Source organism: Corallococcus sp. NCSPR001 (genome assembly GCF_017309135.1).
Taxonomy (GTDB): Bacteria; Myxococcota; Myxococcia; order Myxococcales; family Myxococcaceae; genus Corallococcus.
In genome coordinates this window covers 1318935-1340759 of the sequence record NZ_JAFIMS010000002.1, presented here as the reverse complement: position 1 = coordinate 1340759, position 21825 = coordinate 1318935, and the positions used below count along the sequence as shown (strand labels likewise).

The 21825-nt window shown below is 66.1% G+C and carries 14 protein-coding genes; 7 read left to right on the top strand and 7 right to left on the bottom strand.

All coding sequences use genetic code 11. The features are described from left to right. From JYJ93_RS07590 to JYJ93_RS07580, 3 genes are all read right to left on the bottom strand, one after another. Entirely contained in the window at positions 1-1674 is a 1674-nt protein-coding gene (locus JYJ93_RS07590; RefSeq protein WP_206787591.1) for a pilus assembly protein TadG-related protein, read from the bottom strand. Positions 1675-1688: 14 nt separating this feature from the next. Then, the gene (locus JYJ93_RS07585) at positions 1689-2516 is read right to left on the bottom strand and encodes a TadE family protein (RefSeq protein WP_206787590.1); all 828 of its coding nucleotides are present in this window, start codon (positions 2514-2516) and stop codon (positions 1689-1691) included. Positions 2517-2672: 156 nt separating this feature from the next. Then, the gene (locus JYJ93_RS07580) at positions 2673-3467 is read right to left on the bottom strand and encodes an SDR family oxidoreductase (RefSeq protein WP_206787589.1); all 795 of its coding nucleotides are present in this window, start codon (positions 3465-3467) and stop codon (positions 2673-2675) included. 200 nt (positions 3468-3667) lie between these two features. Between JYJ93_RS07580 and JYJ93_RS07575 the strand changes: the two genes are divergently transcribed. Beyond that, positions 3668-4885: an FAD-dependent monooxygenase gene (locus JYJ93_RS07575; RefSeq protein ID WP_242543717.1), complete on the top strand. Its 1218-nt coding sequence runs from the start codon at positions 3668-3670 to the stop codon at positions 4883-4885. Here the strand turns inward: JYJ93_RS07575 and JYJ93_RS07570 are convergent. After that, positions 4882-6609: an SH3 domain-containing protein gene (locus JYJ93_RS07570; RefSeq protein WP_206787588.1), complete on the bottom strand. Its 1728-nt coding sequence runs from the start codon at positions 6607-6609 to the stop codon at positions 4882-4884. The genes JYJ93_RS07575 and JYJ93_RS07570 overlap by 4 nt on opposite strands. A 913-nt stretch (positions 6610-7522) precedes the next feature. On the opposite strand from JYJ93_RS07570, the gene JYJ93_RS07565 reads away from it, so the two are divergent. The 6 genes from JYJ93_RS07565 (at position 7523) to JYJ93_RS07540 (ending at position 18588) form a co-directional block, all read left to right on the top strand. Next, positions 7523-9244: an AAA family ATPase gene (locus tag JYJ93_RS07565; protein WP_242543716.1), complete on the top strand. Its 1722-nt coding sequence runs from the start codon at positions 7523-7525 to the stop codon at positions 9242-9244. After that, positions 9241-9897: a 4Fe-4S single cluster domain-containing protein gene (locus JYJ93_RS07560; RefSeq protein ID WP_206787584.1), complete on the top strand. Its 657-nt coding sequence runs from the start codon at positions 9241-9243 to the stop codon at positions 9895-9897. Before JYJ93_RS07565 ends, JYJ93_RS07560 begins: the two co-directional genes overlap by 4 nt. A 311-nt stretch (positions 9898-10208) precedes the next feature. Then, a complete protein-coding gene (locus JYJ93_RS07555; RefSeq protein ID WP_206787582.1) occupies positions 10209-16133 on the top strand; it encodes an AAA domain-containing protein in 5925 nt (1974 codons plus the stop codon). A gap of 12 nt (positions 16134-16145) precedes the next feature. Beyond that, a complete protein-coding gene (locus tag JYJ93_RS07550; RefSeq protein ID WP_206787581.1) occupies positions 16146-17528 on the top strand; it encodes a hypothetical protein in 1383 nt (460 codons plus the stop codon). A 73-nt stretch (positions 17529-17601) separates the two neighbouring features. After that, positions 17602-18294: a lysoplasmalogenase gene (locus JYJ93_RS07545; protein WP_206787580.1), complete on the top strand. Its 693-nt coding sequence runs from the start codon at positions 17602-17604 to the stop codon at positions 18292-18294. 18 nt (positions 18295-18312) lie between these two features. After that, the gene (locus JYJ93_RS07540; RefSeq protein WP_206787579.1) at positions 18313-18588 is read left to right on the top strand and encodes a hypothetical protein; all 276 of its coding nucleotides are present in this window, start codon (positions 18313-18315) and stop codon (positions 18586-18588) included. A gap of 64 nt (positions 18589-18652) precedes the next feature. On the opposite strand, the gene JYJ93_RS07535 is transcribed toward JYJ93_RS07540, so the two are convergent. Genes JYJ93_RS07535 through JYJ93_RS07525 form a run of 3 tightly spaced genes read right to left on the bottom strand, consistent with a single transcriptional unit; the run spans position 18653 to position 21379 of the window. Then, on the bottom strand, positions 18653-19180 hold the full coding sequence (locus tag JYJ93_RS07535) for a hypothetical protein (RefSeq protein WP_206787578.1): 528 nt from the start codon (positions 19178-19180) through the stop codon (positions 18653-18655). A 48-nt stretch (positions 19181-19228) separates the two neighbouring features. Further along, a complete protein-coding gene (locus JYJ93_RS07530) occupies positions 19229-20218 on the bottom strand; it encodes a HEAT repeat domain-containing protein (protein WP_206787577.1) in 990 nt (329 codons plus the stop codon). A gap of 12 nt (positions 20219-20230) precedes the next feature. Continuing rightward, positions 20231-21379, bottom strand: a complete 1149-nt coding sequence (locus tag JYJ93_RS07525; protein WP_269012823.1) for a hypothetical protein — start codon at positions 21377-21379, stop codon at positions 20231-20233. Between the last annotated feature and the right edge of the window lie 446 nt (positions 21380-21825).

The following is a 21825-nucleotide window of genomic DNA, read 5'->3' as shown; positions in this document are numbered from 1 at the left end:
TCAGTACGTCACGCCGTTGAAGAGCCATTTCGCGTCCCGGTAGGAGGGAATCAGCCACCCCAGGTTCTCCTCGTCCCAGTGGGTCTGCACGGGCGCCAGGCGCGCGGTCCAGACGGGGTTGAAGAAGTTGGGCTCCTCCTTCCATTCACCCGGCCGGTGGTAGATGGCGCGTCCCACGGACATGGCCATCATTCCGCCGGAGTACGTCCGGAAGTCCTGGGCGAAGGCATCCTGCTTCCCCCCGACGTACTTCCAGGTCATGTCCAGCACGGACTCCTGGATGCCCGCCTCCAGGTTCGTCGTGCCATTCGACTCGGCGGTGCCGGAGTTGAAGCGGCCGGTCCCCTGCTTGCGCATGAAGTGGCTCCGGCTGAGGTTGTCCAGTTGGAAGACCTCCTTCTGGCCCCCGTCCCCGCCACCGCTGCGCTCCGCGCCCATGTCCTTGCTCAGCACCACCATGTTGCAGGGGTAGCCGAAGTGGTTGTGCCAGGGGTCGACGAAGCTGGTGTCGGAGGTGACGAACGGCGTGATGCCCTGCCACGGATGGTGGGCGGACACCTTCTGGTTGCCATACTCCTGATGAAAGCCATTGCGCGCGTCCGCCGCGACTCGGAAGTGCAGCTCGAAGACGGTGGACCATCCGAGGAAGCCCAGGCCGCAGCCGGGGCGCACCTCCATCTTGATGTCATCCGCCGCGAAGAGCTGATCGTTGCGGTTGCCCTCGAACTGCTCGGAGAAGCTCTTGATCTGACTGTCGGCGGTCTTCTGGACGCGCAGCTCTCCCACGATGAGGCACAGCCGCAGGTTCCACTCGCGCCCGATGAGCACCGGGCCCTCGCCGGTGGCGGTCCAGTCCCTGCGCACCGCGTTGGCCATGCTGCCCATGAGCAGGCGGTACTTGGCCATGTCCGGGTCGGACAGCCGGTTGCGGTTGCGATTGAGCAGCCTCCCTCGCGTCTGCATGCCCGTGGGGTCCGGTCCCATGGTGGGGCTGCTGCTGCGCGGACCGTCGTCCAGCACGTGGAGGAAGTTCTTGGCGTTGGAGTGGTTGATGGTGCCGATGTCCGAGTACAGCGCGGGCAGCGGAATGTCCCGGTAGCTGGCATTGCGGGCCATGGAGTACTCCACCTCCGCCCGCGGGTCCGTCGCGTGGATGCTCTTGTCGCGGGCCGCGTCGCTGTAGAGGTCATGCAGCGTGGCGGACAGCATGCCCTCCTGGGCAATCCAGAGGGCGATGTTCAGCTGGGTGAGGACATTCACCAGGGTCGGGACGATCTTCTCCACCGTCTTCACCCAGGCCTTGATCATCGCGGAGATGGCCGCGAAGACCGGCCCGATGCCTGGGAGGAGCTTCAGGAACTTCGCCGCGGCCCCGATGGTCCGGTCCAGGTACACCGCGTGGCTCACGTAGGACATCACCGTGAGCATGGCGTTGTAATGAACGATCATCGCGCGGTTGGTGTAGGCCAGGAAGTTGTACGCGCGGGCCTCCTTCACCGCGAGCGTGTACGCCTGCGCGTCCGCCGCGTCCTGGAGCTTCATCTTCTCATACACGCCGTGCCCGATGCTGACGGAGGACATCACCGCCACCGCCACCACCAGCATGCACACGGCCCCCAGCACCAGTGCCTGTCCCCGTTCGTCCCGGCGCATCCGCCTGACCATGGCAAACATCCAGTGCCCCCTTCCTAACCGTCCACCGCGCAGGACACGGGCCCTCGGCCCTCATCGCCACTGATGAGATTGGATTGCATGCGCATGGTGGAGGTGGCGATCACCGGGATCGCGTACGTGTGAGCATTGGCCAATTTGGCGAGTTCCTTGAAATAGGCCTGCTTGCGCCTGGCCCCTTCCGCCTCCAGGTACTGGGACGCGGACCCGCCTCCAGGGGCCCGCTGGGTGAGGAAGGTGACGCCCTCCAATTGCCCCAGCACCTCACGGCCCATGTAGAAGGTATGCAGTTGCCAGTTCGCGAACGGGATGCGCAATTCGTAGAAGTACGTCACCCGCACGGACAGCAGGTTCGCCGCCACGATGGTGGCGTCGCGATAGTCGTCGAAGTCGATCTCCCTGCCACCCAGGTGCGAGCCATAAGAGGAGAAGAGGCCGCTGTACGGGCCGGCACTGGGGTTCACCACCTCCACGCGCACCCGCTCCAGGCTCGAGCCGGGGAAACGCTGGTTCTCTTGCGCGTATCTCCCGAGCGTATAGGCGTCATGGACCTCCATGGCGTTGAGGAGCGTGTCCGTCCGCCCCCGCCCCCCCAACCGGGGCGGCCCCAGCGTGGGCACGAGCGCCATGTACGCGGCGCTCTTCATGGTTTCGCAATCCCCATGATTGACAATGCCCGTGCGGGCCGCGCGGTAGGCGGCGTACTCGGTCATCAACCTGGCATGGTGCAGCGTGGTGAGCTGGAGCGTCCCCAGGATGAGGAACACCATCAACGGCACCACCAGCGCGGACTCCACCGCGGCCTGGCCCGATTCCCCCCGGCTGGCCGAATCAACCGTTTGCATTTGACCTCCCAGCCTCACACAGGCCGGAAGGGATTGACCAGTCCTCGCCACCCACGCCTGCCTGAAAGGGCAACTCCCAGGCAGACATCTGTCAGCTGGCGGATGCTTGTCTGTCCATGACTTCCAAAAGCAACCACTGCCAGGACAGGTGGGACTTCAGGCGATGGAGTCCACCACGCCGCCGTCGACCCGCAGCGCGGCGCCGGTCGTGGCGGAGGCCTGGGGTGACGCGACGTAGACGATCATGTTCGCCACCTCCTCCACGCTGGAGGGGCGGCGGAGGATGGAGCTGGGCCGGCTCGCCTGGATGAAGTCCACGGCGAGGTCCTCGAAGGAGCGGCCGGACTTCTCGTGCTCCTCGCGGAACATCCCGCGGACGCCCTCGGAGAGGGTGGGCCCCGGCAGCACGGAGTTGACCGTGACGCCCGTGCCCGCCATGCGCTTGGCCAGGCCGCGCGCGACGGCCAGCTGCGCCGTCTTGGTGACGCCGTAGTGGATCATCTCCGTGGGGATGTTCAGCGCGGACTCGGAGGAGACGAACACGACGCGGCCCCAGCCCTGCTTCCGCATCCCCGGCAGGTACGCGCGCGACAGCCGCACGCCGGACAGCACGTTCGCCTCGAAGAAGTGGCTCCAGTCCTCGTCCGTCACGTCGAAGAAGTCCTTGGGCCCGAAGATGCCCAGGTTGTTGATGAGGATGTCGCAGTGGGGGTGCGCCGCGACGAGCGCCTTGCAGGCCTCCGCCGTCCCCAGGTCGCCCGCGAAGCCCTTCGCCGTGGCACCCGGGGCCGCCTCGCGCACCGCCGCGATGGCCTTGTCCACCGACGCCTGCTTGCGGCCGTTGACGATGACCGTGGCGCCCGCCGCCGCCAGCCCCTTCGCCGTGGCCAGGCCGATGCCTGCCGTGGAGCCGGTGACGAGGGCAATCCTTCCAGTGAGTTCGATGCGCATGGGGTGTCCCGGGAAAAGAGGAGGGGGCTTCTAACAAGGGAGTGGGAGCGGTTCCTGGACGTCGCCCCGCGGCCTGTCCGCCACCGCGCAAGCCCTCTCTTCTTCTGTCCTGCCAGCAACGACAGACGGCGCTTCCGACCAGCGTCGATTTCCCTGACAGGCCGGTAGCATCCGGGCCGTTCGCGCGCTGGGGGGATTCGATGAAGATGGTCTGTGTTGGCGGAGGCCCTGCCGGGCTCTATTTCTCGATCCTGGCGAAGCTGTCCAACCCGAGGCACGACATCACCGTCGTCGAGCGCAACCCCGCGGGCGTGACGTATGGCTGGGGCGTCGTGTTCTGGGATGACCTGCTGGACGACCTCTACCGGAACGACCCGGTGAGCGCGCAGCGCATTGCCCAGGCCGCGGCGCGCTGGGACACGCAGGAGGTGCACCTGCGGGGCCATCACGCGACGCACATCGGCGGTTATGGCTTCGCGCTGGGACGCGACCGGCTGCTCGAAATCCTCATCCGGCGGGCGCGGGGGCTGGGCGTGGACGTGCGCTTCGAGCACGACGTCACGGACCTCTCCGGGTTCATGGACGCGGACCTCGTCGTCGCCTGCGACGGCGTCAACAGCCGGCTGCGCCAGCGCCACGCCCATCACTTCCAGACGCACGTGGAGGAGGGCCGCAACAAGTACATCTGGCTGGGCACCAACAAGGTGTTCGACGCCTTCACCTTCGCCTTCGAGGAGACGCCCGCCGGCTGGCTCTGGTTCCACGGCTACCGTTTCAACAGTGAGACCAGCACCTGCATCGTGGAGTGCCAGGAGGCGACCTGGAAGGCCTTGGGCTTCGACACGCTGGGACCGGAGGAGACGCTTCGCAAGCTGGAGGGCATCTTCCAGAGCCGGCTCCAGGGCAAATCGCTGTTCAACCAGTTGAAGGGCATGGGCCGGGCGCCGTGGCTCAACTTCAAGCGCATCACCAACGAGCGCTGGTACCACGACAACCTGGTGCTCATGGGCGACTCCGCGCACACCACGCACTTCTCCATTGGCTCCGGGACGAAGCTGGCCATGCAGGACGCCATCGGGCTGGCGCGGCAGCTGCGAACACAGCCGGACGTGCCCACAGCGCTGGAGGCGTATGACGAGGAGCGGCGCGCCGCCCTGCTGGCCATCCAGTTGGCGGCGCGCAGCAGCTCCGAGTGGTTCGAGAACGTCCCTAGCTATGTGAACCAGGACGCGACCCAGTTCGCCTACTCGCTGTTGAACCGCCGGGGCAGCTCCGTGTGGAGCTACCTGCTGCTCATGGCCAGCCAGCAGCCCTCGCTGCAGGGGATGCTGCGCAAGCTCCACTACTCCAAGCAGTGGGTCCGCGAGCAGCGCCGGGGCCGCGGCGCGGTGGCGCTGAGCCTCCCGCCTCCGGGTTAGGGAGACGTCGCGGCGTCCGGCGGGGGCGGCGTGGCGACGAGCAGGCCGTGGCCCGCGTTGAACTTGAAGACGAACTCCCCCTCGGCTTCGGTCGAGGGCACCAGCCCGCCGTTCTTCCCCCAGGACGCCTCGAAGTCATCCCACGCGTAGAGTTCCTCGCGGTTCTCGAAGGGGTTGTAGACGCGCACCGTCCAGTCGCCCTTCCCGTTCTCCTCCACGGCGCTCACGCTCACCCAGTGCGCCACCGCCTGGGTGCTGTCTTCGAAGAAGGTCAGCATGCCGTCCGCGCCCTTCGTGTCGATGTTCACCAGGGCGATGAGCGCCTTGCCGTCATCGAGCATCCGCGCCATGTCCTCCGGCGCCGGCATCGACGCCGTCCCCGACGTGTAGCCCGTCGTCCATCCCCGGGCCTCGTAGACCGTCTCCAGGGGGGTCGCCGTGGTCGTGGTTCCGCTGTTGAGGATGCCCGCGCTCGTCGCCGCGAAGGCCGTCAGCGCCTCCTTGGGTGACATGCCCAGCGAGGCGCCCACCGCCAGGGGGCCGCACAGGTTGTAGTGGACCTGGCGCCAGCCCTGGCCGAGCGCCTTCTCCAGGTTGATGTACTGCGCGGCGGAGCCCACCTGCAGGGCGTTGTCGAGCCACTCCCCCACCTGGCCATTGCCCAGCGAGCTGTCCACGCCGAGGAAGGGGTGCTCCGCCACCGCGCCGCCTTCGGGGACACCGTTGAAGATGAGCGCCGTCTGCTCGCGCACGGCGGCCTGCCATTCCTGACGGAAGAGGGACTCCTTGCCCTCGGGCGGCAGGTGGTCCCACACCAGGGAGTCCACGGAGGCTGGCGGCGGGCCGTTGACGTCGAACTCCGGCATCGGCCAGTGCTCCGCCACCACCTTCTCCCGGGCGGTCTGGAGGATCTCCGCGCGGCTCTCCTTCGGCAGTTGGGTCCAGACGTGCATCTCGATGTCGGGCGGGCACGTGCCGTCCGCCATCCACTTGGGAACGGGGGACTCATACGGCGGCGGGGGCGGCGGCGGGGCGGCGGTGGGCCCGGTGAGGGACTCGGACACCCAGGCCTGGGTGCCATCCATCAGCTCCACGTTCAGCCAGGAGCCGTCCTCGGTCTGGTCCAGCACCTTCAGCTTGTCGCCCGCCTTCAAGTCCCCCACGTCCGCGAAGTTCGTGCCCGGTCCGCTCCGGATGTTCATGTTGCCGGTCGGCGTGACCCAGCGCTCGCCATCCGCCACCCGCCGGTCCGCGACGCCAGACAACCCCAGCTTCTGGATGAGGGCTTCGCGCTGGGGGCCCGGAGGCGTGGAGAGGACCTGCTGCATCCTGCTCGCGGGCACCGGGACGGGCTGCGAGTAGCGCGGGTGCGTCGCCTGCCACTGGCCCAGCGTCTCGTAGCGCACCGTGGGGTGGTTGGGGTCCACCACGGAGCCGTCCGGCCTGCGCACCAGGGCATGGCCCACGCCGTCGCTCGCGTCCCGCATGAGGACGATGGAGTCCCCCGGCCGCGCCAGCCCCACCGCCTTCTCCAGGCAGTTGGCGCTGCCGTCTCCCAACCGCTCCGTGTGCAGGTTGCTCGCGGGCGCGGGCGTGGCGTCGAACGAGGACGTCGAGCCGAACGGCTGGGGCTGGGGCGCCGGTTGCCCCCTTCCCGCCGGAGCCGGCAGGGGCTGCGGGCGAGGAGGGACGGCCAGGGGCATGAAGCGCGGGAACTGAATCATCGGGAGCGGCCTCGGGGATGAAAGCGTCGTTTCCCCAAGTCACGCGGAGCCGCATCCGAATTGAATTAAGCCGAGTTAAACGTACATCCACAGGCCCGCCTACGGAACGACGTACAGGTCGCCGTTCGTCTGGGTGATGGCCCCACCCACGCGGAGAGGTACAGCTGATCAACGCGGCAAGCGCGAGCGGACCCGCGAATGGCAGACGCAGGGAGGAGCCTCTACGCCGTGATGGCGGACGACGGCGTGGCGTTCTTGAAGCGCAGTGACCGGCTATTCGTCCTGAGCGCGGACTGGACAAAGGCGATAGACGAAGACCCGAACAGAATTGGCGCACTGATAGGCCTGACCGCGCGGTCCGAACACCGGGCTGCGCATCAACGCGATTCTACATCGCGCCCGACATGAGCAGCGTCAACCTGCATCCTTACCCAAACGGTCAGCGACCACCGGCCAGTGCAGGTGCCCATCTGGGTAACCGCACTTTACTCGTATTACAAGCTGCTGGACCGCCTTGTTCCGACGCGCCGGGTATCACTTCAGCGCTGCTCCGCATGCCCTCCAGTAATGCGGGAGTTCTCTCCCGAGCCGCGATTGACGGGTGGAAACGACCCCGGCCTACTCCCTCCTCCCCCTGTTTTCGCCTTGCTCTGGGTAGGTGCCGAATCGTCCAGAAGCCGCTAGCCTGCGGGGCGTCGTACTGCACTCCAAGAGACCACTCGGGTGGGAGCGGTTCTCCTATGACGTGGGGTGTGCCCAGGACTCCATGGCAACTCAGAACTCCTTCGAGAAGCCTCGCTGGTTGCGAGATCTCCTTCGGTTTTTACCGCTCAAGAGCCAATTCGTCCTCTCGGGGAATGTCCGGGACCAACAGCTCTTCGAGACACGCCCCGGAGTGGTGACTCCTCGCCCCATGACCCACGTCCTGGCTTCGGAGCTGCGAGAAGCAGGATATGCCCATGTCTTCACCTACGATCCCGTCACGGGCTTCAAAGTGATTCCCTTACTGGGCGAAGACCCAGCCCTAGGGACGGAAGTCCTGAAGCAACTAGGACTGCAGGTCGGCAATGACGCCGCCCCCGCAGGGATTGAGCTTTTCGCGGACACCGTCCAACGCATCGTGAGTCGGGGTGGTGAGCCCATCGCGCTCATCGCGGATTTCGCCTCCCGCCTCATCCTTCGTCCCAACGGCCTCACCCCGTCCGAACATCAGGCGTTCACCCGGGCGTTGGTGCTCTCCCATCAGGCGCGCGCCCGCCCACACGGCACGCCCCCGCGGCCCTTCTTCAATACCGTGGTGTGGGTCGTAGAAAAGGAAGGAGACCTGCCGGACTGGTTGCTCATCGACAACCCGCGAATTCGCCATGTCCCCATCGCACGGCCTGACTCCAAGGCAAGACGCGCGCTCGCCGCGAGTCAATTGCGCGGACTGGAGGGCTTCCAGGACGCGGAAGCCACCATAGCGGAGAAGGCGCTCGACTCGTTCGTCGACCAGACCGATGGGCTACTCTTGGTGGATCTCGCATCCATCGTCATTCTGGGCCGGACCGAAGGACTGGGCTTCGCCGATATCGCGGATGCGGTCCGGCGCTACAAGCTCGGGGTCACCGAGGATCCGTGGCGCAGAATCGATCGCGCGAAGATCAGGGGTGCCACGGACTTCGTCCGTAACCGCGTGAAGGGGCAGGATGCCGCCGTCGTCCACATGCTCGACATCCTGAAGCGCGCGGTGACGGGAGTTGGCTCGACTCGCCGGGGAAGCCGTCCCCGCGGCGTCGCATTCCTGGCTGGCCCCACAGGTGTCGGCAAAACCGAACTGGCGAAGACCATCACCAGCCTGCTCTTTGGCGAGGAGGGGGCCTATATCCGGTTCGACATGTCCGAGTTCAGCGCGGAGCACTCTGATCAACGACTCGTCGGGGCACCGCCAGGCTACGTGGGCTATGACGTTGGCGGGGAACTCACCAATGCCATTCGTGAGCGACCGTTCAGCGTGGTGTTGTTCGACGAGATTGAGAAGGCCCACCCCCGCATCCTCGACAAGTTCCTTCAAATCCTGGACGACGGTGTCCTGACATCGGGGCGCGGAGACAGAGTCTACTTCTCGGAAGCCTTCATCATCTTCACCTCGAACCTCGGCATCTATCGGCTCGAAGCGGATGGCACTCGGGTGCCCAATGTCACCGCCGAGGATGCTGTCACGGATGTCCAGTCCAAAGTCCGCGCGGAGATCGATCGTCACTTCAAGGTCGTCCTCAACCGTCCCGAAATTCTCAACCGCATTGGCGACAACATCCTCGTCTTCGACTTCGTACGCCCGGCCATCGCGGAACAGATCTTCCTCGGCATGCTGGAGACGACTCTCTCGGATATCGCCTCTGGCCAGGGCATCACCCTCCAGCTCAATGAAGTCGCACGTGAGGACTTGCGGGAACTTTGCCTCGCCGACCTATCCAACGGCGGGCGTGGCATCCGCAACAAAGTCGAGACGCACCTGCTCAATCCGCTTGCACGTGCCTTGTTCGACTTGGATGCGGAACCGGGCCGGGGCTTCGAGATCCAGCAGGTGATCACGCAAGGCGCACTTACGACGCTTCGCCTGGCAGACCTCGGCACGCGAGGAAGCGCCGCTTGAAGGTTGCCATCTCCCGGCTGCATCATCCCGTCCACACATTGGGACCGGGCTCCCGCGTAGGCATCTGGTTCCAGGGCTGCTCCATCCAGTGCCCCGGCTGTATCTCCGCAGACACCTGGGCGGAAGGACGTGGGATTACAACCGTCGCGGCCGTCATGGACGTGATCGAGCCGTGGCTTGCCCAAGCAGACGGCGTCACCATCAGCGGCGGTGAACCCTTTGATCAACCCGAATCGCTGCGAACCCTCTTGATCCGTCTCCGGACGGCGACGCGAGGCGATGTGCTGGTCTACTCAGGCCATCCATGGGAGTCGTTGACCGAGCACCTCGCGGCCTGCACGGGACTCATCGACGCCCTCATCACCGACCCCTTCAAGATTGACGCACCCCAGACCCTGGCCCTTCGGGGAAGCGACAACCAGCGACTGCATTGCCTCACGCCCCTGGGGCAAGAGCGGTTCCAGCCCTACGAACGCCCCCTGACGGCGGACGACCAACGACTGGACGTCCACTTCGACGAAGACGGCACGGTCTGGATGGCAGGCATTCCTCGGCGTGGCGACATGCACCGTCTCGCTCAGGCTCTTTCCGCAGGTGGGCATGTCGCGTCAACGACCGAGGCGCGCCCCTCTCACAAGAGAAATCCCTCATGACGAACCTACAACCTCAGCTCGTCCGGCTGTGCCCAAAGTGTGGGACCGAGCGTCCGGCATCAGAGTTCTTTTGCGAAAACCTCCTGGCGCAGGGAGAGCAGTGTCAGTGGAATATCTCTGAAGAGGAACTGGGACTTCCGAGAGCCATAACCAGCCAGGGATCGCCGGCCGCCTCCGTCCCCATTGTTCCAGTGCCCCGTTGCACCAATGGGCATGAGATGGACGAGGGAGATCAACTCTGTCTGGAGTGCGGTGAGAGCATCACCACACCGCCTGTGCCCGCAGCGGCTCCCGCGCAGGCGGCCCCACTCGTGGTGGACGGCTGGCAGGTCGTAGGGCAACAACCTGGTAGTGATGCACCCTGGGAGTCCTTCGAAGTCGAGGACGATTCAGGACATCGTGCAATCCTGACGCTCTATCGCGCCGATGCTGAACCTGATCAGGCGGTGCACGAGGCGCTGCGGCGGATGCCTCGCGACCATATTCCAGAGCTTCTCGCCACAGGCCGGCACGAGAGCCGCGCCTACGAAGTCTTCGAGCGCATCCATGGAGGTCAGCTCGCGGAAGCGGACTTCTTCGTGAAGGGCGAGCCGGAATTCTTGCGGCGGATGGTCGATGAACTGGGCCGAGCACTGGCGAGCTTCACGGAGGCCGGTCTTCGCCACCGCGACCTGAGACCCAGCACCATCCTGTTGCGCTCCCGAGAGCCATTGGACCTCGTGATCACCGGCTTCGGCTCGGCCCGCCTCTCCGACTTCGACCTGGAGTCCGTCGCGCCCCTGGAATTGACCCGGTACTCCGCCCCTGAAGTCATCGCGGGAGCGGTGAGCGCGGCCAGCGACTGGTGGAGCCTGGGGATGATCCTCCTTGAGCAGGTGACGGCGGGGGCCTGCTTCGCGAACGTCGACGTCCGGGCTTTCCAGATCCACATCGTTACCCGTGGCGTGGAGTTGCCCGAGGACCTGTCCCCTGAGCAGCGTCTGCTCCTGCGAGGCCTGCTCACGCGAGACCCGCTGAAGCGCTGGTCATGGCCCCAGCTCAAGGCATGGCTCGCGGGCGAGCCCGCCCAGGCGGATCCGGAAGCCACGGGCGCAACAGCCGAGGCCACCGGGCCGCTCCTGTCACTGGGCAAGCGGTCGTTCACCAGACCGGAACTCTATGCCCTGGCGGCTGCGGAACCCCAGTACCGGGACGAAGCACGGGCACTCACGCTTCGCGGAGCCGTGACCACTTGGCTGGAGGAGCAGAAGTTCGATCCCCGCCGGTGCGCACAGGTGCGTCAGCTCGTTTCCGATGAAACCCTGTCGGAGGATTTTCGCCATGCGCTCGTGCTCATGACCTTGAATCCGGACCTGCCCCTGACGTCGGCCGGAGACATTGTCACGCCCGCCTGGCTCCTCGCGCACCCCGAAGACGGCTACGCGCTCATCACAGGGAGCGTTTCGCGGCATCTGGGGCTCATGGGGCGTGAACTCTGGCTCGTCCGCTTGGGCTCGCGGGCGGAGACAGTGCGCGAGCGAGCAGAGTCGCTCCAGATTGAAGTCGATGAAGACCGCCTCCGGGTCGCGATGCTGGCGTCCTCCCGCGCGAACCTGGAGGCGCAACGGGCCGCGCTCCGTCTCCTCTACCCCGAGACTGACCACGTGGGCCTGGGCTCCCTGGTCGAACGCGCGCGGCTGACGGACGAGGAACTCATCCTGCTGATCGGTGCAGCCACCCATCAGTTCATCCCGCTTGGCCACCTGACGGATCGGGCTATGGAGCTCGCCTCGCATCAGGGTGTGTCCCTTGACCGCGCCCAAGCAGAGAAGAACCTCGTACGCGCACGGCGCGAGCTCTTCGAGGAACTCGATGCGCGCACCGCGAACTTCGCGCGTTGCGGAATCGCGCGCGTGGACGAGTGGGTGGACACCTTCCGTGTCGAGCGCCGCATGCCGCTTGAGCGCGCCGTCGTCGTGCTCGTCGTCCCCCGTGATGCGTGGAAAGAGCCCCCCAAACAGCAGTACGTCGCAAACCTGATCGAGCTCTTCGAAAAGCGCGTCGCGGGCTCGGTTCAGCGAGGTCCGCTGGTCCGGTTCGTCATTGGCAAGACCACGCCACGAATCGACCTCACCGAACTGGGAACCGCGCACCGGCCAGCGGAAGCACTTCTCGAGCACGTCATCAGCCGCTCGGAGAGCCCCACTTCGCTCGACCCCGCCGCCTTCACGAACGAAGGAGTCGAAGGCCGCCTGCGTCGGCTGGTGAGCCATGCCCTCATGTTTCGGCGGGACACAGGCATTGACGGCCGCTTCCTGGGGTTCCCCTTCCTTCTGATGCGCGACAGCCGCTCCGGCCCCAGGACCGTGCCACGCATCGCGCCAGTCTTGCTCTGGCCCGTGATGGTGGAGTTCCCCATGGGGAGCAACGTCGGAACCCTGTCCTTCGACCGGCGCGAAGAGGTGCGCCTCAATCACGCACTCGAAGCCCTCCTTGGCGCAGCGGAGTTCGCGCGCTGGAAGGCGGCCCTGGACGATCTGCTCTCGCGGCCTACCCTGCATGTCAGTGACGTGATGGACATCCTGGGCACGCTTGCGACTCCACGTTCACGCAAGTTGGGCCGGATTCCCGGAAAGGACTTGAAACTGAACACCGGGACGAGCGAACTCGCCTGCGCCGCCGGACTCTTCAACGCCGAGTTCACCGGTCAGTCACTGAGCGAGGATCTTCGCCAGATGCGTCGGATGCCTCCGACGGGAACCGGATTGGAGGCAGCCTTACGCGTCTCCGAAAGACAGCCGTCACCGGCCCCCCTTGGCTCGGTGCCGGAACGTGAACGCTTCCTCACTGTCGAAAGCGACCCTTCCCAGGAGTCCGCCGTCCTACAAGCCCGCTCGGCGCCGGGACTTCTGGTTGAGGGTCCCCCTGGCACGGGCAAGAGCCAGACCATCGTCAACATCGTGTCGGACGCCATTGGCCGGGGGGAGTCCGTCCTCGTCGTCTGCCAGAAGCAGGCTGCACTCCGGATCGTCCAGAAGCGACTCGCTGCGGAGGGACTTCAGGAGCGCCTCTTCGTCATCACGGACGTGAACCGGGACCGGGAAGCCATCGTCCGAGCGCTTCGCGAGCAGGTGAGCACGGTCCGGCGGACGGACGCACTCCCCACCCTGGCCCTGCGAAAGAAGCGCCTGGACCTCGCAAGCCGGATTGAAGTCCTTGAAGCAGAGGTCGACCGCTACCATGAAGCCCTCCACCAGCCCGACCCCTCTACGGGTCAGAGCTACCGGGCCCTGCTAGGGGCTCTCATTGACCTAGAGACCAGCGGCACGCCCGTCAACGTTCCATCCCTGAGGCGTCACTTCTCCACACTGGACCCGGGCAAGATTTCGGGACTGGAAGAACTCTGCGCGCCCATTGCCCCGCTCTGGCTCGCGTCTCGATTTGAAACCAGCCCGCTCGCTGTCTTGCGAGTCTTCCAGTCCGACAAAGGAGGCACCGAGGATTTCCTGAGGGATTTCTCCGCATTCCTCAAGGTGGAGGCGGCACGGCGCGACGTCCTGGCACAGCCAAGCCGTTTCGATATCGAGGATCCCGCGCCCCTACGCACCTGGATGGAGGACGTAGGGCGAGTGTTCGAGGTGATGTCCGACGAGACACGCACCCGGGTCGCCTCATGGTTCGACCTCTTCCACCCCAAGAAGGATGGCTCAGTCCTGGGCAAGGGCCTCGTCGAATCGCTGGGCGAAGCCGCGGAAACCCTGAGCCGGCTGGATGAACGTGCGCATGACCGCGCGCTGTTTCCAGTCATCGCCAGCCTCTCGGCGGGGGAGCTCCGCGAGTTGCTCGATGCCGCGACGAGCGCTACAGCCGAGGTGTCCTTCCTTGGGCGGCTCACCCCGGGGCGCTGGCAACGCCGTCGGCGCGTGCGTGCATTCCTCGCCGCGAATGGAGAGGAACAGACCGAGCTTCGCATGCTCGCACTACGGCAGGCACTCGACCTCGAAGTACGGTTGCGCCCCATCCGCCTCGTTGTCGTCGAGGCCCGTGATGCATTGAAGCTGGCGGCCCCTGCTGCTCCGCCACCCCTGCGGGCACTCCGAAGTGAAGTCGACGAAACCCTGGCGCTTCTCCGCCCGGTGCAAGTGGCCGTCGCAGCGGTTCAAATGTGTCCTCGGTCAGCCGAAGCGGAGACCATGGCCCGCTCGGGTACGTCCGAAGGCTACGAGCGTTTCAAGGCGGATTTGAAGAACGCTCTCGCCCGACATGCCGCGCGAAGGAACAGCCAAGCGGCCCTCAAGTCACTGGAGCCCTGGTTCCAGGAGGCGTGGCTTACCGAGTCCGAACAGATGGTCCGCCGGGGACAGGTGGAACTCGAGCGGCTGCAGGAAATCGACAAGGCCCTGGGGACGCTCGAAGGGTTTCAGCGCTTCCGGGCCCGTGCACAGCGGATGGATAAGGTAGCGCTGGTGGTTCTCTCCCTCCTGAGGAGCCAGGAGAAGGCACTCGAAGCCATCGCACCGGACAGGCTTGAGGAGGAAGTCCGGCGGATCATCCACCGGGAGGCGCTGCTCGCATGGAAGGCGGGCATCGAGCAGGCCCGGCCTGAGCTGCTCCTTGAGCGCCGGGAGCTCGAACGGAAGGTACGGAACCTCGAGGAAGCCGACAGGGAACTGCGCGTCATCAACAAGAGTCTGCTCTCGTCTGATTTCGACCGTGCGCGATTGGGAACCCAAGCGGCCTGGGACAACCTCACCCTGTTGCGAGGTCCCAGGACGAAACGACTGAGGGAGATCTTGGACCAAGGGGCCGAGCTGGGACTCATGCACCTCAGACCCGTCTGGCTGATGAATCCGGACGTGGCCAGCCGGGTGCTCCCGCTCAAGGCTAGGCTGTTCGACCTTGTCATCTACGACGAAGCCTCCCAGATGCCCGTGGAGCACGCCGTACCCACGCTGTTTCGGGCGGGCCGGGTCGTCATCAGCGGCGACGAGAAGCAGATGCCCCCGACAAGCTTCTTCTCCAGCCGCATCGACGGTGAAGAGGAAGAGGAGTTCGACGGGGATGAGTCCAATGATGTCGCCACCGAGGCAGAGAAGATCGCCCTTGAGGAGACATGGAACCGGCGTGAGGTGAAGGACTGCCCCGACCTCCTACAGTTGGGACGAGGCGTGCTGCCATCCACCACGCTCCAGATCCATTACAGGTCGAAGTACCGGGAACTCATCAACTTCTCGAACGCCGCTTTCTACGACAATCGTCTCAACGTTCCCGTCCGGCATCCGGAAGCGAAGATCAAGGAGATGCTTCCCGTCCAGGTGAAGTGGGTCGGTGGACCTTATTCGGACCAACGGAATGAAGAAGAGGCACGGAAGGTCGTGGAGCAACTCGCGACCCTCTGGTCCCAGCCACTCGACCAGTGTCCCAGCGTTGGCGTCGTCACCTTCAATCTCAAACAGGCCGATCTGATCGAGGATCTGCTCAAGGAACGCGCGGACGGAGATGCCGCGTTTCGCACTGCCTATGAGCGAGAGTGCGCACGCCAGGAGGATGGAGAGGACATGGGCTTCTTCGTCAAGAACGTGGAAAACGTGCAGGGTGACGAACGTGACGTCATCATTTTCAGCACAACGTTCGGGCTCAGGAAGGGTGAAAAGAAGCTTCGCAAGAACTTTGGTGTCCTTGGACACGCGGGCGGCGAGCGGCGCCTCAACGTCGCGGTGACACGTGCCCGAGCGAAGGTGATCCTGGTCACATCCATTCCAATCGACGATGTCTCGGATATGCGAAAGACGGGGCGCGCGCCCAACAAGCCACGGGACTACCTGCATGCCTATCTCGATTACGCCGAGAAGCTCAGCAGCGGAGACCTGACAACCGCCGCCGATTCGACCCGCAGGTTTTCCAGCAGAGCAGTCGCGCTGCGCGCAGGACAGGCCCCCGTAGATGGTTTCGCCGCAGCGGTAGCGAAACACATCCAGCAACTCGGCTACACACCGGTCGCAGAGGATGACGGAGATGCCTTTGGCGTCAGCTTCGCCATTGAGGACCCCCGAAATGGACTGTTCGGTATCGCCATTGAATGCGACGCTCCCCAACACGAATTGCTGGTCCGTGCCCGAGCCCGGGAGATCTGGCGGCCTGGAGTCATCAAACAGAAGATTCCCAAGCTGCACCGCGTGTCTTCCCATGCTTGGTACCACCATCCTGAGCAGGAGCAACTTCGGCTCCAAGAAGCCATTCATGCGGCATTGCGCTGAGGAGAGACGGACATGAGTGGGCCCAAGGTCATCCGAATCGTGACGCGCGAGGAACTGGAGGCCATTGGGAGGCAGCAGTTGAACCAAGTCGCGGACGCAGTCCAGGAACTAAGCCGGTGCGCGAAGCGCCATGGACTGCTCGACGCGCAGTTGGAGGAACGCCTCCAGCAACACCAGGGCCATTTGGAGCGCCTGTTCCAGGATGGGAATTGGGCGGCCCTTCGGGAACAGGCGGCTCGCGAAGTCGCCTTCCTGGATTCCGAACGCGAGCGTTTCCAAGCCCAGGCTATCGCTGCGGCGGAACTCGCACGTTCGAAGCGACATCGCATGGAGGCTTCCGCACGGACGCTCCTGGCGGCCTTTACGTCCGCCAGGAAGGCACCGCCCCCCCAATTGGAGCGGGTAGTCTCGGGAGTACGAAGCGCGGACGAGGCCACGATGCGCGACATGCAAGCTGTCATCTCGGAAGCCCTACGCGCGCTGCCTGTGGAAAGCGACGGGGGTGCTTCGGCGAACCAGATGGAGCTGGCCGGACTTCTCGCCATGGGTTTGAGGGGCCAGCGGTTCACGGATTGGTTGGAGCAACAAGTCCCATTGAAGGAAGGGAGCATTGACGCGCGATTGCGGACGCTGCTCGCGGAAATCGAAGCACTGGAAGACGCCGAGGTGGCACGCCCGTTTCTTGAGAGGGCCTCCGCTATTGCCCAAGAAATTCAGCCCGGCCGTCGCGCACTGCTGACGGATTCACTCATGCTCGATGTCAGCGCGCACCGCCGGGCCCGCCAGTCACATGAGAACGTGGTGGCGAGCCTGCGGAACGTGCGCAGCGGCCTAATGGCGCTGGAATCCCCCACGGCACGGACCATGGGCGCGCGCATCGCGGATGCGGTCGAACGTGAGACCTTCGGAGCCATGGATGCGCTTCTCCAGGAAGCAACGACCACTCTTGAAGCCGAGAGGAAGGAAGCGAGCGCAGCCGCCCGGCGGCATGCAATCCTGAGTGGCCTCACCGCTCTGGGCTATGAGGTTCGCGAATCCATGACGGTGGCCTGGCCCAAGCAGGGGCGCCTCGTCGTGCGCAAACCAGGAGTCGCCGACTACGGCATAGAACTGGGAGCACCAGCCGATGCAGCACGGGTGCAAGTCCGACTGGTGGGCTCCAACGGGACTCAGCATGACCGGAAGCCCGAACGCGACCGCGACATGGAAACCGTATGGTGTGGCGAGTTCCAGCAACTGCGCGAACGGCTCAAGGAGGAAGGGACGGAAGTGATTGTTGAACGAGCCGTCGAGGCTGGAGTCCAGCCGGTGAAGTCGGTCTACTTCGACGAGCCTTCACCATCGGCGGATGATCTCAATCTTTCCGACCCGGCTGCCTCCAGAACCCTGCGTTGAGCCCCTCGCGCCGCGAGGTGCGCGCCAGCAAGCCCAAGCCAGAGGCTCCATTCGGGAAGTAAGGTGCCACCCCATGCGCGAGTCGTGGACAGGTGGGACCCAGCTCCTGGCGGCGGTGGGCCTCGCGGGCGCGGTGGGCTTCCTCTTCGTCATGGACGTGGGCCCCCGCGAGGCGCGGCTCGTCACCAAGGCGCTGCCCATGGTGTGCCTACTGCTGTGGCTGTGGCCCGCGCGGGGACGCTATGCGCGGCTCATCTTCGCAGGGCTGGCGCTGTCGCTGCTCGGGGACGTGCTGCTGGAGGTGGGGCCGGACCTGTTCCTTCCGGGCCTGGGCGCGTTCCTCCTGGCTCACGTGGGCTACGCCGCCGCGTTCCTCCATGTGACGCGGCGCCTGGCCCTGGTTCGTGCCCTGCCCTTCATCTTCCTGGCCGTGGGCGCGACCGTGGCGCTGTGGCCCGGCCTGGGCGGGATGGCTCCGCCGGTGACGGCCTATGTCGCCGTCATCTGCGCCATGGGCTGGCGCGCGACGGTCCTGATGGGCGACGTGGCGCTGTCGCGGCGCGAGCAATGGCTGGCGCTCATGGGCGCGCTGCTATTCACCGCCAGCGACGGACTGCTCTCCATCCGGCTCTTCGTCGCGCCCCTTCCCGGCCTGGGCTGCGCCGTCATGCTGCTGTACTGGGCCGCGCAGTCCTGTCTCGCCGCGTCCACGCGGGTCGCGCATGCTCCGGCCGCGATGCCTATATCCTCCAACAGTCCCACCTGACTCCTGGAGGTCTCATCCATGTGGCGTTCCCTGATGGTCGCGGCGATGTGCGTTGTCGGTCTCACGGCGTGCGGCGGTAGCGCCGGCGCGGACGTGGACCTCGGTTCGCGGGAGCAGGGGCTCGCGTGCGAGACCGGCACCGGCGCCTGCCCGGGCACCACCGTCTGTGCCTATACCGGCCCGGGCGATGAAGGGCTCTGCCGCCCCGCCTGCATCAACGGCACCTGTTCCAACGGCCAGACCTGCTGCACCCAGCCCAGCGGCGCGCCGTACTGCAACAGCTTCTGCTACTGATTGCCCACCCCCCACCGGCGACGGAGCGCCCCACGACGCTCCGCCTCCGGCGGGAAGCTGGGAGCTACTGGATGACGCCGATGGTCTCCGAGCGGTCCACGGCCTCACCCTTGGTGGTGTAGCCGGAGTACCAGCCGGTCAGGTTGCTGCCGGACTGGTCATACTGCACGTGGACGTGGGGACCCGTGGCGTTGCCCGTACCGCCCTCGTTGCCCACCTGGCAGCGGTTGCACGTACGGTCGAACGAGTCCGACGTCTTGATGAAGTGCCACAGACGGAACGTCCTGCCGTTGGAGAAGGCGTGCTTCGCCTCGTTCTGCGTGCCGCTGCCCGTGCCGTTGCAATAGACGCCCGGCGTGCGGATGGTCACGTTCCAGGACAGGGACGCCATCACGCCCGTCTCCACGCCCCAGTAGTTGCAACGGCCGCTGGAGATGTCCAACGCGCCGTGGAACGTGCCGCTGGAGTAGTACGTCGTCGCCGTCACGGTGCCCGGAAAGGGCGACTTCACCGTGTACGAGTACGCAGCCGCGACCGAGGGAACCGCGAGGGCCAGGATGGCCGCGAAGGCCTTCTTCTTCATGTGACGCATCGGGGGTGTTCCTTTCGGGCCGGCGGGTCCGGCCCCATGAGGTGCCGCTCAACGGACCTGTTGCAGCCGCTGCTTCTCTCTCAGGAGCAGGCCCCACTCCTGAACGCCTGATTCCAGGGCGCGGATCCACGCGTCGATCTCCGGCGCCATGCCCGGGTCCACGCTCCGCAGCTTGCGCAGCTCCGGCACGGCGTCCGCGTAGCCCAGCTCCGCGATGCCCTGCACCAGCGCCTTGCGCACCCCCGCGTCCCGCTCACCCCGGTACATGCCCACCAGCGCCTCGCGCGCCGGTCCCATCTGCGCCGCCGGCACGCCGCCCAGCGCGAGCGCCGCCGAGCGCCGCACGTCCGCGCTCTCGTGGCCCAGCATCCCCAGCAGCTTCTGCCCCGCCTCCGGCCCCATCCTGCGCGTGTCCAGGGACTCCAATATCCTCGCCGTCACCTTCGGATCCGTGGACACCGTCGCCGCGTTCACCGCCATGTCCGTGGCCGGGCCGTGGTGGCCGGAATAGACATGCGCGTTGTCCTCGATGAGGTTCTGCGCCGCCTCCATGCGGACCTCCGGCGAGCCGTCCCGCATCAGCCGCTCGTACATGTCCCCCGTCTTCTCCAGCGCGCCGGTGCGGCGCATGGCGCGGACGGTGGCGGCGCGGACGGACGGGTCGCGGTCCTCCAGCGCGCGGCGGGCCACGGCCTGGATGGCGTCCTTCTCCGCCTCGCGCTCGCTGCGGGCCACCAGCGCCGCGGCCAGCTGCTCCACCATCATCGGGTCCGTCTCCCGCTCGAACGCCGCGTGCAGCTCGCCGGAGGGCAGCGACACGGCGGCCTCGCGCAGCACGGCCTGGAGGTACTCGCGGTAGGCCTTGGAGCTGGAGCCCATCCCCTGGCGGAGCTGATCCATCAACCCCCGGACCGAACAGCGCTCCCCGTTCAGCGCGGGCTTCGCGGCGGAGGGCGTGGACTGCGCGGTGACGACCGGGGACGCGAGCATCAACGTCAGGCCGCCGAGCGCGCGAAGACCTTGGAGGTAGCGGGGCATGCGGCAGGGCTCCTAGTTGTGGCGGTCCATGCAGCCGAAGGGGTTCTGGTCCGGCAGCTCGTTCCAGATGCGGATGAAGTCGACGTTGCCCTGGGCGTAGAGCGTCTCGAAGATGCCGTAGAGCGGCTGGAAGCGCGGATCCACGGTCGCCATGCTCGCCATCACCGGCAGGGCGTCCCGGCCCGCGACGCGCGCGGAGAAGCGGAACAGCGCCCAGCGCACGCACACGGACTGCTCGTTCTGGAAGGCGTCCGTGAACGTCTTCAGCACCTGCTCCTTGTCGGAGGACATGGCCAGCACCTGCGCCGCCGCGTCACGGCCGTCCTCGTTGCCCTCGCTGCGCAGGATGCGCTCGAAGCGGGCCGTGGCCTTCGCGTCCAGCACGGGCGAGTTGTGCAGCGGCGCCGTCTGCGCCAGGTGGCGGATCTGCTCGTCCGGCGCGTCCGTGGCGATGGTGATGAGCCGGTCGAGGTACGGCGACGCGTCCCCCAGGTTCTCCGACTCGCGCGCCATCACGCGGCCCAGCGTGCGCGTGGCGGCCCAGCCCGCCTCGGTGGACGCCGGGTCGCGCGCGAAGTCCGCCATCCGGTCCATCGCGTCCGGCGTCAGGTGCTTCTGCGTGTCCAGCGCGGAGAGCATGCCCGCTCTCCGCTCGATGGACAGCCCCTTGTCCATCCCCGCCTCCAGCAGCCGCGCGGCGACCTGCGGCTTCTGCACGGCGTCCGACCCGCGCAGCCCGGACAGCAGCACCTGGAACTCCGCGCCCTGCGCCTCCCGGGCCCAGTCCATCACCTGCCCGGCCTTCTTCGCGTCGTCGCCAATCAGCTCCGCGAGCTTCGACTTCAGGTAGTCGCGGACGATGGGGTCCTTCGACGCGAGCAGCGGCGCGGCCTGGTCGCGGAACGTCTCCAGCGTCACGCCGTCGTTGAAGCGCGCCAGCTCCGGGAAGCACGTCTGGTCCGAGAAGCGGCGCTCCGCGGCCTCCGCCTCCTCCACGCCGGCTGGCGCCGCCGCCGCGCCCCCACCACCGCCATGCGCCCCTCCGGGCTGTGTGGCTTTGACGGGGGCCGCCACCGCGGACGGCGCCCGGGTGTCGTCACCGCCGCGCCACACCAGCCCCACGGCCGCCAATACGGCCACCAGGCCCGCACCCGCCAGCACCCAGGGTATTCCTCGCCGTCGCGAAGGACCGGATGCGGGCGTCTGGGTCGGAGTGGAAGGAACCATGGGAGTCCAAATAACCATGGATTCCTTGTTTCAATCAAGGAAAACAGATTGATTGGATTTTTACTGGGTTCTGCCCTCTTTCACTCTAGAGATTCCATCTACTGACGGCGCGCGTCACAAGAAAAGTCCCCGCATTATGGAACGACGCGTGGGGTCAAAACACTTCGTGTCGCGGTGACGCAATGACTCTCCGAGTGCGTGTACGGGTGGATGTCACAAGGCGTTGCCCCCTGCGCCCGTCTGCCTTCCTGCCCCCCAAGGTCAAAACAGACACGCCTCCGGCGGAGGGGCGTGAAGTGTCCGCGATTCAGTGACCGTGTATGATTACGGCCTGGGGAGGCAGTGCCGGGGGGCTTTAGCCAGCGCATGGATGCATCGGG